The 14,255-nt window shown below is 54.7% G+C and carries 15 protein-coding genes; 11 read left to right on the top strand and 4 right to left on the bottom strand.

Annotation, left to right across the window (positions count from 1 at the left end; translation table 11 throughout):
* The first annotated feature begins 13 nt into the window (after positions 1 to 13).
* Together AAIG39_RS17455 and AAIG39_RS17450 are read left to right on the top strand one after the other, a co-directional pair.
* Positions 14 to 964, top strand: coding sequence for an ABC transporter substrate-binding protein (locus tag AAIG39_RS17455; protein WP_343194370.1), 951 nt, complete (start codon positions 14 to 16; stop codon positions 962 to 964).
* Positions 961 to 1,854: a MurR/RpiR family transcriptional regulator gene (locus tag AAIG39_RS17450; protein WP_343194369.1), complete on the top strand. Its 894-nt coding sequence runs from the start codon at positions 961 to 963 to the stop codon at positions 1,852 to 1,854. The genes AAIG39_RS17455 and AAIG39_RS17450 overlap by 4 nt, the downstream gene beginning before the upstream one ends.
* Before the next feature lie 66 nt (positions 1,855 to 1,920).
* Here the strand turns inward: AAIG39_RS17450 and AAIG39_RS17445 are convergent, their stop codons facing one another.
* On the bottom strand, positions 1,921 to 2,505 hold the full coding sequence (locus tag AAIG39_RS17445) for a TetR/AcrR family transcriptional regulator (protein ID WP_343194368.1): 585 nt from the start codon (positions 2,503 to 2,505) through the stop codon (positions 1,921 to 1,923).
* A gap of 103 nt (positions 2,506 to 2,608) precedes the next feature.
* On the opposite strand from AAIG39_RS17445, the gene AAIG39_RS17440 reads away from it, so the two are divergent.
* The 4 genes from AAIG39_RS17440 (at position 2,609) to foxA (ending at position 7,456) form a co-directional block, all read left to right on the top strand.
* Positions 2,609 to 3,256, top strand: coding sequence for a peptidoglycan-binding protein (locus tag AAIG39_RS17440; protein WP_343194366.1), 648 nt, complete (start codon positions 2,609 to 2,611; stop codon positions 3,254 to 3,256).
* Positions 3,257 to 3,458: 202 nt separating this feature from the next.
* Entirely contained in the window at positions 3,459 to 3,914 is a 456-nt protein-coding gene (locus tag AAIG39_RS17435; RefSeq protein WP_249572666.1) for a DUF1311 domain-containing protein, read from the top strand.
* A gap of 328 nt (positions 3,915 to 4,242) precedes the next feature.
* Entirely contained in the window at positions 4,243 to 5,196 is a 954-nt protein-coding gene (locus AAIG39_RS17430) for a helix-turn-helix transcriptional regulator (RefSeq protein ID WP_343194365.1), read from the top strand.
* Positions 5,197 to 5,359: 163 nt separating this feature from the next.
* Positions 5,360 to 7,456, top strand: a complete 2,097-nt coding sequence (gene foxA, locus AAIG39_RS17425; RefSeq protein ID WP_343194364.1) for a ferrioxamine B receptor FoxA — start codon at positions 5,360 to 5,362, stop codon at positions 7,454 to 7,456.
* Between the two features lie 127 nt (positions 7,457 to 7,583).
* Here foxA and AAIG39_RS17420 read toward each other — a convergent pair whose 3' ends face one another.
* Complete coding sequence (locus AAIG39_RS17420; protein ID WP_343194363.1) at positions 7,584 to 9,002, bottom strand: aminotransferase-like domain-containing protein; 1,419 nt, start codon at positions 9,000 to 9,002, stop codon at positions 7,584 to 7,586.
* A gap of 239 nt (positions 9,003 to 9,241) precedes the next feature.
* Here AAIG39_RS17420 and AAIG39_RS17415 point away from each other — a divergent pair, with 239 nt between their 5' ends.
* The 3 genes from AAIG39_RS17415 (at position 9,242) to AAIG39_RS17405 (ending at position 11,232) form a co-directional block, all read left to right on the top strand.
* Positions 9,242 to 9,346, top strand: a complete 105-nt coding sequence (locus tag AAIG39_RS17415; protein ID WP_249572662.1) for a YjiS-like domain-containing protein — start codon at positions 9,242 to 9,244, stop codon at positions 9,344 to 9,346.
* Between the two features lie 93 nt (positions 9,347 to 9,439).
* Positions 9,440 to 10,045 (top strand): ATP-dependent Clp protease proteolytic subunit, encoded by a 606-nt coding sequence (locus AAIG39_RS17410; protein ID WP_090081284.1) that lies wholly within the window; start codon positions 9,440 to 9,442, stop codon positions 10,043 to 10,045.
* A gap of 137 nt (positions 10,046 to 10,182) precedes the next feature.
* Positions 10,183 to 11,232: a DUF1176 domain-containing protein gene (locus AAIG39_RS17405; protein WP_090081287.1), complete on the top strand. Its 1,050-nt coding sequence runs from the start codon at positions 10,183 to 10,185 to the stop codon at positions 11,230 to 11,232.
* Positions 11,233 to 11,343: 111 nt separating this feature from the next.
* Here AAIG39_RS17405 and AAIG39_RS17400 read toward each other — a convergent pair whose 3' ends face one another.
* Positions 11,344 to 12,120 carry an NAD(P)H-dependent oxidoreductase gene (locus AAIG39_RS17400; RefSeq protein ID WP_343194362.1) on the bottom strand — a complete coding sequence of 259 codons (777 nt, stop codon included), beginning with the start codon at positions 12,118 to 12,120 and terminating at the stop codon, positions 11,344 to 11,346.
* Positions 12,121 to 12,208: 88 nt separating this feature from the next.
* Here AAIG39_RS17400 and AAIG39_RS17395 point away from each other — a divergent pair, with 88 nt between their 5' ends.
* Together AAIG39_RS17395 and AAIG39_RS17390 are read left to right on the top strand one after the other, a co-directional pair.
* Positions 12,209 to 13,102: a LysR family transcriptional regulator gene (locus AAIG39_RS17395; protein WP_343194361.1), complete on the top strand. Its 894-nt coding sequence runs from the start codon at positions 12,209 to 12,211 to the stop codon at positions 13,100 to 13,102.
* A 19-nt stretch (positions 13,103 to 13,121) separates the two neighbouring features.
* Positions 13,122 to 13,541 (top strand): FosA family fosfomycin resistance glutathione transferase, encoded by a 420-nt coding sequence (locus AAIG39_RS17390; protein WP_090081295.1) that lies wholly within the window; start codon positions 13,122 to 13,124, stop codon positions 13,539 to 13,541.
* A gap of 44 nt (positions 13,542 to 13,585) precedes the next feature.
* Here AAIG39_RS17390 and AAIG39_RS17385 read toward each other — a convergent pair whose 3' ends face one another.
* On the bottom strand, positions 13,586 to 14,248 hold the full coding sequence (locus AAIG39_RS17385) for an O-methyltransferase (RefSeq protein ID WP_343194360.1): 663 nt from the start codon (positions 14,246 to 14,248) through the stop codon (positions 13,586 to 13,588).
* Positions 14,249 to 14,255 lie beyond the last annotated feature (7 nt).

Genomic DNA, 14,255 nt, shown 5'->3' with positions numbered 1-14,255 from the left:
CTCAGGGAGCCGTATGCGTTTACTTTTCACTTTCTTATTACTGGCGGTGACGGCGGCGCATGCTGAACCCGCGACCCGTACATTTACTGATGATCTGGGGCGCACGGTAACCGTACCGCTCCATCCACAGCGTATTGTCTCGCTGCACGATCTCGACATCACTATTCCGCTGATCGAACTGGGGGTGCCGCCGGTCGCCAGCCATGGTCGTACCCGGCCCGACGGCAGCCATACGCTGCGCTCCAGCGCGATGCTGACCGGGGTCGATTTTGATAACAGCAAAATTGCCTTTATCGGCACAGCGACCATTGATGTTGAAGCCGTGGCGGCGGCAAAACCGGATCTGATCATTACCGAGCCGAGCCGCAATACGCCGGTGGAACAACTGGAAAAAATTGCTCCAACCGTCAGCATCGACCATCTTGACGGCGGTGCGCCGCGTATCTACAGCAAGCTGGCGGACCTGACCGGCAGTCAGGCTCGTCTCGCTATCCTTGAACGTCGCTATCAGGCGCAAATCGCGGCGCTAAAAGCGACGGTGGATACCCGCAACATCCGCGTGTCGGTGATTCAGGCTAACCAGGGGAAAATCAACGCCCTGCATACCTACCATTCGCTGGGACGGGTGCTGCGCGATGCCGGATTCACTTTCCCGCCACTGATTGACAGTATTCCGGAAGGCGGGCGTATTGATGTCAGTGCGGAGCAGTTGCCGGAACTGGATGCCGATTTTGTCTTTGCCACCTGGCGCGGTGATACCGGTGGTAAGCCCCAGGATGAGATGGCGGCGATGGATGCAGTAATGCCAGGCTGGTGTAATTTTCTTTCGGCCTGTCGCACCGGGCATTACGTGCTGATTTCACGGGAAGAGGCCATTTCCAACTCCTATGCTGCACTGAGTCTGATGGTGGCGCAGGTGCAATCGCAGATTGCCGGGCGTCCGCTACCCGGAGCGACGCCATGATGCGGACAACGAAAAGCAAAGGGCGGGTGGATGTGTATGGCGAGCGCTATCGGGCGCGGGCGCACACGCTGTCGCCGCGCTTACTGTCGGTGGCGCGCTACATTCACGAAAACCGTGACGTGGTGCTGGAGCATACGGCCATTGAAATTGCGGCGGCGACGCAAACCTCAGATGCCACTGTGGTGCGCGCGATTCAGGCGCTCGGCTTTGCCGGGCTACGCGACCTGAAACAGACAATGGAGCACTGGTTTGGGCCGACGGTGACCTCGGCGGAAAAGATGAGCACCACGGTCGGGGCGCTGTCGTGTGATGTTAATTCCGGCATCGATTTTGTGCTGGAAGGGCACCAGTACACTTGCGAGGTGCTGTCTGCGCCGGATAACCGTTATGCCATCGCGCAGGCCGTCGCCCTGTTAGTGGATGCGCGTCAGGCGGCCATTTTTGGTATTGGTGCCTCGGGGATCCTTGCGGATTATACCGCCCGCCTGTTCAACCGCGTCGGGCTGCCAGCGGTGGCGCTCAACCGCACCGGAATTGGGCTTGCAGAGCAGCTTATTAGCCTGCAACGCGGCGATGTGCTGGTGATGATGGCGCAGAAATCGGCCCACAGAGAGGGGCTGACGACCTTAAAAGAGACCAGGCGTCTGGGGATCCCGACGATTTTACTGACCAATGCGCTGGATTCGCGTTTTAGCAAAGAAGCGGATGTGGTGATTCATGTGCCGCGCGGCGGTGAGAAGGGCAAAATCCCACTGCATGGCACGGTGTTGCTGTGTCTGGAAATGATTGTGTTGTCCGTGGCGTCGGCCACTTCGCAGCGGGCCATCAAAACGGTGAAGCGCATCAATGAGTTTCACCGTGGCCTGAAACCCGGCGGCAAAAAGGTGTAATCCCGGCGGCGGAGGAGGGAGAACACGTCCGCGCCGCCGGGGAATTCCCGAAGGGCGGCTAATGTCTTATCCGGGATTATTTTCAGTAAATAACATCTGCATGATCTCCAGATATAGCTGGTGTAATTGCGCCGGGTCGCATTTTTGCGGCGTCAGGTTTCTCAGCATGGTGCCTTCCCTCAGCGACGCCATAATCTCCACGCAGCAGCGGACACGGCTATCTTCAAGATGCGGGTGCATTTTTTTCAGATAGGCGCAGGCGGTTTCATACATGCGCGCATCGGCCTGCGCCATCATCACTGCAACGCGCGGATTGCGGGTCGCTTCGGCGGCCACCTCCAGCATCAGCGCATCATCGTCGTGGCTGAGCGTTTGTCGCCAGGCCAGCACCTGCGCGAGGCGCTGAGTCTGGGGGTTGCTTTCCATTTCCGCGATACGGTAGTCGATGATGCGGCGGATCATCTCTTCGATAATGGCATCTTTACTGGCGAAATAGCGATAAATCTGCCCGACGCTCAACTGAGCCTCCAGGGCGATTTGCGACATGCTGGCCGCGTGAAAACCGCTGGCGCGAAAGCAGCACCGGGCTGCGACAATGATTTCATCCTGGCGTATCTGGTGGCGTTCTTGCTGCGAAGCTTTTTGTGTCATACCGCGCTCCGGGGAGTGGTTTTGAGAATGATTGTTCTCATTGACCGTAAGAATATATTAATTTTAGTTTTCTGGCGTATCAGGTTCCGTGGGGACGTCCGGAATGAACAATCCGAATGACGTGAAAGCGTTGCAAAAGATGATTATTGATGCCGGATATAACCACATCCGTGGAAATAATATCCGTTCTACAGGTAAATACGATCCGGAAACAGAGGCGGCCATCGTTTGGTATCAGCGCCTGCTCAACATGTCACCATCCGGACTTATACATCCCGTAGAAACTATGTTTTTTTCTATGTTTGCGCAGTCCATTTCTCCGGGATGGAGGCCGCGCCATGTGGCGGGACCTGTAAACGTCAAAGAAGGGCAGATTACCTTTGATGCTGAAGGAAAAGATTATATTACAGCTGTGGAACCGTTTCGCCAGCCCAGGCATATACGTCAGTTCTCGCGAATTCTTCATTGGCCAGAAGGTGATTCTGGTGTGACTATTGGTCGTGGTTATGACATGAAAAAACGTAGCGCCGGGAGAATTCTCACGGAAATGAGGCAAAGCGGTATTGAGGAGTATAGGGCCATAATTTGTTCTAAAGCTGCGGGACTGTATGGACGTAATGCTTTTAAATTTGTAAAAGATTATGGCCCTTTGGTTGGGGAAATAACACATATACAGCAAATACAACTCTTTGATATTTCCTACAGTGAAAAACGAGAATATGCTAATTTTTTTATAAACAAACTTCTTTAGATATTGGAAATGATATATTATGGGAACAGTTAGATTTAAAAATAAGAGATGTAATTGTCGATATATTTTTTCAGGGTGTTCACGATGTTACTGGTTTAATTAAATCGGCGATAAAAGGAAGAATCGAACTCATTAATTATATTAAGGCTGATTCAATATATATGAGCTATGAGTCAAACCGTCAAAGAATAAGGTATTTACAATGAAATATTTACGTGCAACGCTGGCGCTCCTGTTTCTGATGCCTGCAGTTTCATATGCGGCTCTTTATGAAGGGATGGAGAGGGATGTTTGCTTTAAAAATCAGAGCAATATACATATTGCTTATGAATGTCTGTCAAAAAAATCGACGGAATCTTCCCATGCTCTGGATAATATTATTGCTGAGACGAATAAGCATATAAAAATTAACAATCCAGGTCCGGTCTTCCGCAGCGAAGATCCGAAATTGACGATAGGGGATATCTACAGTAAATCATTCCTGGCTGCACAAGCGGACTGGAAAGCATACAGAGGAAATTTATGCCTGGCTGTCGCGTCACAAATAGGTGAGGATGCAAATGACTACCAGTCATATATTGATCAATGTGTGATTAATTTGAATAAGCGGCATGTTGAAGAAATAAAGATGATGGATATTAAATCCGGGCATAACTGAAATGGCTGGGCTGAAAAGTTACGGTAAGGCCTGTTGGTATTTTGGGATAAACGGCTCGCTGAATGCGAGGCGTGGCGATATAGAGATCCCCCCGGCGGCGCTGCACTTGCCAGAACTACGAGCGCAGCGAGGTGACATCGCGTAGTCCGGATAAGGCGTTCACGCAGCATTCGGGGCTGATTTACAGGTGAGAACAATTCTCAATATTATTGCCGCCTGGCGGCGTCAGTGGTAATCTGTAGGCGTTTTTCAGGGCGTCGACCCGGAAACTTTCGCGCATCCCTGGTGGAATGTTGAACATTGGACAGGATCACAATGGCTGCCCGCTATGCAAAAAAGACTCTTTTCCGTTGAAGACTTTATCGGGTTTGGCGAACGCTACGGCATTGATTATCGCTTCCCGTCGCTCTCTGCCTGCCGCGACGTCAGAAAAGAAAAACACATTGTGATTCAGGGTGATGTCGAAGAGATGTCGTTCGCATCCGGTCTCAATCTCACCAGCTCAGATATTCGCGTCCTGCAACCCTATGAAACCACCTCCTTGCATAGCTGCCCGCTCTATATGCTGGTGGTGCTGGAAGGCAGTGTGATGCTACGCGTCAACGGTCGGGAATTTGTGGTGCGCTCCGGTATGGCCTTTACCTCGCGTCTTGGCGAGCAGCAGGTGATGAACGCCGTACATCTTGCCGACTACCACTTACGCACACTTTCACTGGGCGTGGACCCGTCGCGCGGCTGGCAATCACCGCTGCTCTCTGCGCTGCTTCAGCAATGGGAAAACGGCGGCGCGCCAACCTTCTTATGGCAGGTGCCCGGCTTTTTGCTCTCGGGCTTACAGTACACCCAGCACTCCAGCGTACCGGGGCTGTCGCGCCAGTTAATGCTCGAAGGCGTCATGCTACAACTGTTAGGTCACGGCCTGTCACAGCGTCTGCAAAACCACACCTCCCGCCATGCCCCCAGTGGCGAACAGCATCGGCTCGAAACGGTGCGCCGCTTGCTGGAGCAACAGCCGGAGAAAGAGTACAGCCTCACGGAATTGGCCCAACTGGCAGCCATGAGCAGCAGTAGCCTGCGGACCAAATTTCGCCAGGCCTATGGTCATTCGGTATTTGATTATCTTCGTGATTGCCGTCTGGAGCTGGCCCGCCGCTACCTGGCGCAGGGGTACAGCGTGCAGCAGGCGGCGTGGATGTCGGGTTATCAACATGCCACCAATTTTTCTACCGCCTTTCGCCGCCGCTATGGCATCACCCCCGGAGAGGCGCGCCAGACCTGTTAACCCTGTACTTCACCCAGGCATCCATCGGCCTGTAGACCAACGTTCCACCGTTGTGATGCGTTTTGTCACCGCGCATACGTCTCTTGTCATTGCGCATAGCTGCCGCCGTCGGCAAAAAGGTAATAATTCTTATTTACAATAACAACGGCTTCTGGAGATTTTCATGTTCGCAAAAACGCGACTGGCGCTGATGATTGGCGGTATTACGGGTGGGTTTAGCGCGATAGTCCTGGCACAGGACACCACGCCAACAAAAGAAGAGACGGTGGTGGTGACCTCACAAATGCAACGTGGCGCAACCAAGCTGGAAACGCCGGATATCGAAACCCCGCAATCGGTCTCAATCGTGACGCGCGAGCAGTATGAAGAGCAGGGAGCCACAAACGTGCGTCAGGCGGTGAGCTACACGCCGGGTGTCTATGCCAACCAGATTGGAGCCTCCAGCCGCTTTGATTACATCGTCCTGCGCGGCTTCTCTGATGGCAGTCTGGATAACATCTATCTCGACGGCCTGAAAATTATGGGTGACACCAACTCGCACAGTTCGCTGGTGGTGGACCCGTGGTTCCTCGACAGTATCGAAGTGGTGCGTGGCCCGGCTTCCGTATTGTATGGTCGCTCTTCGCCTGGCGGGATTGTGGCGCTCAATTCCCGTAAGCCGTCGTTTGATCCGGGGGGCGAAATCAAAGTGTTCGCCGGAAATAATAACCAGCGCGGCGCGGCCTTTGATGTGACCGGCCCGGTGGATGATAACGATCGCGTTGCCGTGCGTTTAACCGGCATGACCCGTTATGCGGACTCCCAGTTCGATCCCCTGAAAGAAGAGCGCTATGCCCTGATGCCGAGCCTCACCTGGCGCATCACCGACAGCACGCGTCTTGATCTGATGGCCTATCTGCATCGCGATCCGGAAGGCGGCAGCCACTCGGGCTTACCGTATGAAGGTACTGTTGTCCCCCACGCCGGGCAGAAAATTTCCAATACCTTCTATGAAGGGGAAGACGATTACGACAAGTACGACCGCCGGGAAAATATGGTCGGCTACAACTTCGAACACGCCTTTGATAGCGGCTGGTCGGTGCGCCAGAAATTGCGCTATCTGCATACCAAAGTGAATCTGAACCAGGTGTATGCGGCAGGCTGGCTGAACGATACCGAACTGAACCGCGGTTATTCCGGTTCTGATGAGAAGATGAATGCCATCACGCTCGACAACCAACTGGATGGCAGCGTGGAGACTGGCCCGGTTAACCATCGTCTGTTGATGGGGGTGGATTACCAGCGGCGCAGCAATAATGTGGCCGGTTACTACGGCGCCTTCCCGGCGATCGACGCGTTTAACCCGGTGTATGGCGCAGATCCGGATTACATCACGCAGTACAGCAGCGAGAAGCATAAGCTGGAGCAGACCGGGATCTACGTGCAGGATCAGATGTCACTCAATAAGTGGCGACTGACGCTGGGTGGCCGCCACGATCAGGTGAAGGTCACAAACGTTAATAAGCTCAATGATACCAGCGATACCCTGGATCAAGGCCATTACAGCAGCCGTGCGGCATTGCTGTATCTGTTCGATAACGGGATTGCACCTTACGTTAGTTACTCAACCGCATTCACGCCGACCAGCTTTACCGATGAAAACGGCAAGATCCTGGAGCCGATGAAGGGGAAACAGTGGGAAGCCGGGTTGAAATTCGAGCCGGAAGGGACGCAGACGATGTACAGCGCCTCGGTGTTCCGCATCAACCAGAAGAATATCGCCACCAAAGAAGAGCCGACCGATCCGTACCGTTCTATCGGCGAGATCGAATCCGAAGGGGTGGAGCTGGAAGCGGTGGGGCAGTTAACGGATAACCTGCGCCTGCAGGCGGCCTATACCTATACCGATATTCGTTATAAGAAGAGCAGCCCGGAAGAGCAGGGTAAGCGCGCGGTCTATGCACCGCGTAATCAGGCCAGCGCCTGGCTGAGCTACGATGTGAAGAGCGGGCCGCTGGACGGGCTGACCGTCGGTTCCGGCGTGCGCTATGTGAATGGCATTACCTCGGATCGCCAGAATACGCATACGCTGCCGTCCTATACGCTGGTGGATCTGGCGGTCGGTTATGACCTGTCGAAGGTGGGCCTGAAAGGGCTGAGCGCCCAGGTTAACGTCAATAACCTGACGGATAAGAGTTATATCGCCGCCTGTAACTCGCTCTCTTACTGCTACTTTGGCGCCGAGCGCAGCATTGTGGGCAGCCTGTCGTATAAGTTCTGAATGTCCTGAGACGTCCCGGGTGGTGGCGCGAATGCGCCTTACCCGGGCTACGGTTGTGGGTATTTGGTAGCCCCGGTAAGCGAAGCGCCACCGGGGACAATCACAACATTCTGGGCGAAAGGGGAGATTAACTCTCCTCCATGGCAATATGCATTGCTTCGCCCAGCTTCGAAATGGCTTCGCGATACCGCTCGGTCAGCGGAAGGGCACAGTTAATGCGCAGACAGTTGCGGTATTTCCCTGAGGCGGAAAAAAGCGAGCCCGGCGCAATCTGAATTTTAAGCCGACAAAGCTGGCGCGACACGCAGAGCATATCCACCCCTTCCGGCAGTTCCACCCACAGCATATAGCCGCCTTTTGGCCGTGTGACGCAGATTCCGCAAGGGAAATACTGGCGTATCCAGCAGGTGTAGGTTTCCAGGTGCTGCTGATAAAACTGGCGCATCCGGCGAATATGGCGATGGTAGTGGCCGTCACGAATAAACGCCGCCATTGCCAGCTGATTGGTGGGGACTGTGCTGCCGATGGCGGCATATTTCATATGCAGCACCCGATCACGGTAACGGCCCGGTACGATCCAGCCCACGCGCAGCCCTGGCGCGACCGATTTCGTAAACGAGCTGCACAGCAGCACGCGGCCATCAATATCAAAGGATTTAATGGTACGCGGGCGAGGATAATCGGTAACCAGCTCGCCGTAGATATCATCTTCAAAAATCACAATGTCATGGCGCTGCGCCAGCGACAGTATCGCCTTTTTGCGCGCATCCGGCATGATCGATCCCTGCGGATTGCTGCAACTGGGTACGAGGATCACCCCTTTGATCGGCCACTGCTCCAGCGCAAGCTCCAGCGCCTCAATGCTGATACCAGTATCCGGATCGGTTGGGATCTCCATCGCTTTGATGCCGAAACCGCGCAGCAACTGCATGGTGCCATAGTAGGACGGGGATTCCACGGCCACGATATCGCCCGGTTTACATACCGAAAGCAGGGCGATGCTCAGTGCGCCGTGGCAGCCGTTGGTGATAACAATATCCTCCGGATCCACCACCGTACCGCCATCGACCATCAGACGGGAAATTTGCTCGCGTAGTTCGCGCCGTCCTTGCAGGGCGTCATAGCTCAGAATGTCACACTGATTATGTTGCACCAGCCGCGCCATTTCGCGCCATAGGGGTTTCAGGGTCGGCTGCGAAATGTCCGGCGCGCCGCCGCCAAAATTGAGCATCTCTTTGTCCGAGCGGGCATCCAGCAGTGTGAGTACTTCATCCCATTGCGTTACTTCTACCGGGCGTTGAACCGGGCGCGATATGGCGGGCACCGGTGGTTTAGCTTTGCGCGGGGCGACAAAATAGCCCGAGCGCGGCTGCGGGGTAATCAACTGTAGGTTTTCCAGCACCTGATACGCCTGCTGCACGGTGCTGATACTCACACCGTGTTCCTGGCTCAGATTTCTGACTGACGGCAATTTCTCGCCATGACGGTAGAGCCCTTGTTCGATGCGCTCCGCCAGTAAGGTGGCCAGGTTTTCATACCGTGTCATGCTGTATCCTTTTTTGTCACCATACAGATTATAAAACCAGTACAGACAGAGAGAAAAAATACCGTTCAGATACAGTTGTAGGCGATCTGTATGTTAAAGAAAAGTAATTTCTGCGTCTGTATTGCATACAGGAATTCCAGAGAAAATAGGGCTCTGTTCTGGTGAGGAGAGACGCGATGGAATTCTTTGAAAATAGACCGAAACGACCGTATGTCGGGTTAATGCAACTGTGGCATTGGATGAAGAGAAAATGGGAGCGGCGTAAGACGCGGATAATTTTGCGGAATCTCAGCGATGAGCAACTGAAAGACCTGGGATTACGTCGTGACGATCTGGGTTATTGATCCCCTCAAAAGTGCGGAGATAACATCTTGTTATTTTCCGCCTTTTATGGCGTAGACTATGCTTAATGCCATCATCACTACGGGGGATTCACCATGCATTACATGGGCAGTAAAGACGACGATAAAAAAGAGAACGAAGGCGGCAACGTCACTCAGATGATGCAACAGAAGTTGCTGGATTCGCGCTCGATCATTATCTCCGGTGAGATTAACCAGACGCTGACCGAAAAAGTGGTGACCCAACTGCTGCTGTTGCAGGGGATCAGCGATGCGCCAATCAAAATCTACCTGAACAGTCAGGGCGGGCATGTTGAAGCCGCAGATACCATTCATGACATCATTAAATTCATTAAGCCGGAAGTACACATTATCGGTACTGGTTGGGTAGCGAGCGCCGGGATTACCATTTTCCTGGCGGCGAAAAAAGAGCATCGTTACGCGCTGCCGAATACCCGCTTTATGATTCATCAACCGCTGGGTGGTGTGCGTGGCCAGGCCAGCGACATTGAGATTGAAGCGAAAGAGATCATCCGCATGCTTGAGCGCGTGAACCGTCTCATCGCCGATGCGACCGGGCAACCGGTTGAGAAAGTGAAACAAGACACGGACCGCAACTACTGGATGAACCCGCAAGAAGCGATTGATTACGGCATTGTCTCCCGCGTAGTAAATCACTACGGCGACCTGAAGCTGGATTAATTTCCCCCCTCCTGATCCCCTTCCTGTGCGAGGGGGATCAAATCCACGTTATTTCCTTTCACCGTAGAAAAAATTTCACTTCTCCGAATGCGCTAAATTCTTCACACTGTCGGCGATGGTGAATACGGAGAAACGGCATGAATAAGAGTTATAAAGCCGCACTGGTGATGATAGCGACGCTCAGTGCGCCGGTAATGGCAGAAAATAATAGCACCACGTTTAACCACAAAGATTGGGAAGTCGTTTGTGATAACACCCTGACCTGTCGCGCCGCGGGTTACAGCAAGGAAGAAGAGGCCAGCGGGTCGGTACTACTGGTACGAAAAGCGGGTGCGAATACCCCTCTGGTTGTCGATGTTGTGCTCGCGGAAATGGAATCTGATGAGACCTCCGCGCAGCCCAAACTGGTCTTGTGGATTGATGACAAAGAGATCGGTGAAGTTGAGCCGGAAGACAGTGATACCTGGCGGTTGTCACCCGCACAGACCCAGGCGCTGATCGAGGCGGTAAAAGGTAGTGGCAAAGTGGAATTTAAAGGCGGTGCGAAGCCGTTCGAGCTGTCTGGTGATGGCGCGACAGCGGTGCTGCTGAAAATGGATGATGTGCAGGGGCGTCTGGACACCCCAGGCGCGCTGGTGAAGAAAGGGGATAAACCGGAAAGTAGCGTACCGGCGGCGAAAGAACCCCCGGTGATTCAGGCGGCTAAAGTCAGCGATGCGCAGGAACGCGTACTCAATGAAGCGGAAGTCGCCGCGCTTAAGCCTAAATTGCTTGCCTCATTACCCAAAGACACCAATTGCGAGCGTCTGAAATCGCCGGACCCGCAGGCGGATGAGGGCGATAACGATATCAGCCTGACGCCGCTTGACGATACCCATGCGCTGATTTCCACGCTCTGCTGGCGCGCGGCCTATAACGAAGGCTATGGCTTCTGGGTTATCGACAGCAAACTTGCTGGCGAGCCTGTGCTGGTGACCGATTCCGCTTCCGATTACAGCGATGGCCTGATTTCGCTGGGGCAACGCGGCCGTGGTATTGGCGACTGCTGGGCATCCGCGGAATGGGTGTGGGACGGTAAAGCATTCACCCAGAGTAGTGAATCCACCACCGGTATGTGCCGTTACATTCGCGCTGGCGGCACCTGGGATCTCCCGTCGTTTGTCGCCCAGGTTAAAGAGCCGGAGTAAGGCGCCGCCGCAGCCTGGAAAACCCCGGTGGCGCTAACCGGGGTTACGGATGGTGCGGACGGTAGCCCGGATAAGGCGCAGCCGCATCCGGGAGCTTCCCTGAGGGCGTTATCACTTCATATGTACGCCAAACCCGCTCTCACCTGGTGCGATATCCGGACGCAGGGTGAGCGCGGGTATGGTGTAATCCCCGGCATTCTGCTGGCGGAAAGGCAGCGGCTCTGTCTGCCAAAGCGTATCCAGACGCTGTGCCAGCTGCTGGCAATACGCGGCATATTTCTTATCATCTGTTTTGCTGGTGTGATAAATCACCAGTGGCGGCAACACGTCGAAGCCCGGATAAAACAGCATCCCGTGCTGGATGGGAAACAGAATATCGTCGATAGGGCCGTTGATCCCGCGCGGGCTATAGTGTGATTCCCAGCCGCCTGTTGTCACCAGCAGCATTGCCCGTTTACCTGAGAAGATTCCCTCGCCGTAGCGATCGCCCCAGTGGGTATCGCTGTGCTCACCCACGCCATAGGCAAATCCACAGGCGTAAACCCGGTCGAACCAGCCTTTCATAATGGCAGGCATCGAAAACCACCAGAGCGGGAACTGGAAAATGACCGCGTCCGCCTGGCGTAATTTCTCCTGCTCGCCAGCAATATCCGCACTTTGTAAACCCTGCTCAAAGGCCTTTTTTGAGTCCAGCGACGGGTGGAAATAGTCGCCAGCCAGTGGGGCCAGCGTATCGTTGGCATCCAGCTGTGCTTTCCAGTTCATGGCGTAGAGATCGGAAACCTGCACACGGTGCCCGGCTTTTTCCAGATGCGAAACGGCAAAGGTATTCAGTGCGCCGTTCAGGGAGTGGGCTTCGGGATGAGCATAAACAATCAAGACATTCATCGTATGTACCTGGCGTTGAGAAAGTCACTCCACGGTAGTGAACTAAACGGTATAGTAGAAATTAATTACTGTTATTACAGGTATAGTCATGGTTAATTTCCGCCGTATCGATTTGAACCTGCTGATGACGCTGGATGTACTGTTGACTGAACTTAACGTGACGCGGGCCGCGCAGCGGCTCAATCTGTCGCAGCCTTCGGTCAGCGTACAGCTTGCCCGCCTGCGGGAGATCTTTGGCGATCCGCTGTTGCTGCCAGGGCCGCGCGGCATGCAGCCCACCACCCGCGCCGATGAACTACGATTGCCGCTGCGTCAGGCGCTTGATGCGCTTGAAAGCGCTGTATCGTCCGGCAGGACTTTCGATCCGGCAAGGGCCGATCTGACCTGGCGGATCGCGGCCACGGATTACACCGAGTCGGCCGTGGTGTTGCCTGCGCTGAATCGTCTTCGGTCGGCTGCGCCAGGCACCCGGCTGGCACTCTTCGAATTGAACCCCGCACAGATGTTGCGCCAGGCAGAGCGTGGCGATGTCGATCTGATCTTTCATACTCGTGAAGGATCGCCGCCTGCCCTGCATCAGCGACTGTTGTTTACCGAACGCTATGTACTGGCCGGGCGACTGAATCACCCGGCCTTAAAACGGCGCCCGACGCTGGCGCAGTTCTGCACGCTGGAACATGTGATTGTGTCGCCGGAAGGCGGGGGCTTTAGTGCGATAACCGACGAAATGCTGGCAAAAAGTGGGCTGACACGGCGTGTGGTTCTCTCTGTGCCACATTTCCTGTTTATGCTGGAAGCGCTGGCGACCAGCGATCTGGTGGCCGTGCTGCCGGAACGTCTGGTGAAAAAGTCCGGGGCCTTGCAGGTGGTGGACCCACCCGTGCCGCTGCCGGGGTTCGATATGTTGATGCTCTGGCATGAGCGTCTGCACCGCGACCCGGCGCACCAGTGGCTGCGGCAACACTTACTCGACTGCCTTTAATTTCTGCTGAGATAATAATATGTTAAAAGGCCTGAATCACCTGACGCTCGCGGTCAGCGATATCGCCAGTAGCGTCGATTTTTATCATCACCTGTTGGGGCTGCCTCTGCATGCACGCTGGGATAGCGGCGCGTACCTGAGCTGCGGCGAGCTGTGGCTCTGCCTGTCGCTGGACGCCCGGCGGCGCTACATTTCTCCGCAGGAGAGTGACTACACCCACTATGCCTTTAGCCTTGATGGAAATGATTTTGCCGTGTTTGTGGCACGTCTTGCGCAGGCGGGGGTGACGTCATGGAAAGAGAACAAGAGCGAAGGGGAGTCGTTCTATTTTCTCGATCCGGACGGACATAAGCTGGAAGCCCATGTGGGCAGCCTCGCGCAACGTCTGGCCGCCTGTCGCGCGAAACCGTACAAGGGCATGATGTTTTTTGACGAGTAGTCCCCGATCAGCGCCGCGTCGCGCCACCGGGGAAACAGTCTCCCTCATCCCAACCAGACAGACAGCTCCACATCCTCATTAAACGGCGTGGACAAATAACCGTTTTCTGGCGAACGGACTTTTTCCAGATAGAGTGGGTAATAATCGGCGTTATCGGCGACGATCAGCGCACCTTTCCTCAGATGAGGTTCCAGTAAATCCAGGATCTCCGGGTAGAGCGATTTCGCGCCGTCAAGCAGAACCAGATCAATCGCATCAGGCAGATCCTGGCGCAGGGTTTCCAGGGCATCGCCTTCGCGGATCTCAATCAGGTCGCTCACGCCGCCCAGGTTAAAATGTTGCCGTGCGCGCGCCGCTTTGGATGGTTCGAACTCACAGGTAATCAGCCTGCCGCCGCCGTTATCGCGCAGCGCCGCCGCCAGATGGAGGGCTGAGATCCCAAACGAAGTGCCGTACTCGACAATATTGCGCGCGTTGCTGTTGCGCGCCAGCATATACAGCAGTGTGCCGGTCTCTTTTGACACCGGAAGCCACAGATCTTTCAGGCGCCCGTAGAGATCCCGGTAGTCGGTTTTGCTCTGTAACAAGCGCATCTGTTCCTCTTCGGAAATATCATCCAGCGCGGTGCTGGTGGTCGCTTCGGCCTCGGCAAACAGACGCTCCAGTAACAATGACAGCGGCGCGGCGGTGAGGGTGGTCATGGTCATGCAGGAC

Source organism: Phytobacter palmae (assembly GCF_039409775.1).
Taxonomy (GTDB): Bacteria; Pseudomonadota; Gammaproteobacteria; order Enterobacterales; family Enterobacteriaceae; genus Phytobacter; species Phytobacter palmae.
The sequence above is the reverse complement of the archived record's forward strand: the minus strand, read 5'-3'. Positions and strand labels throughout refer to the sequence as shown.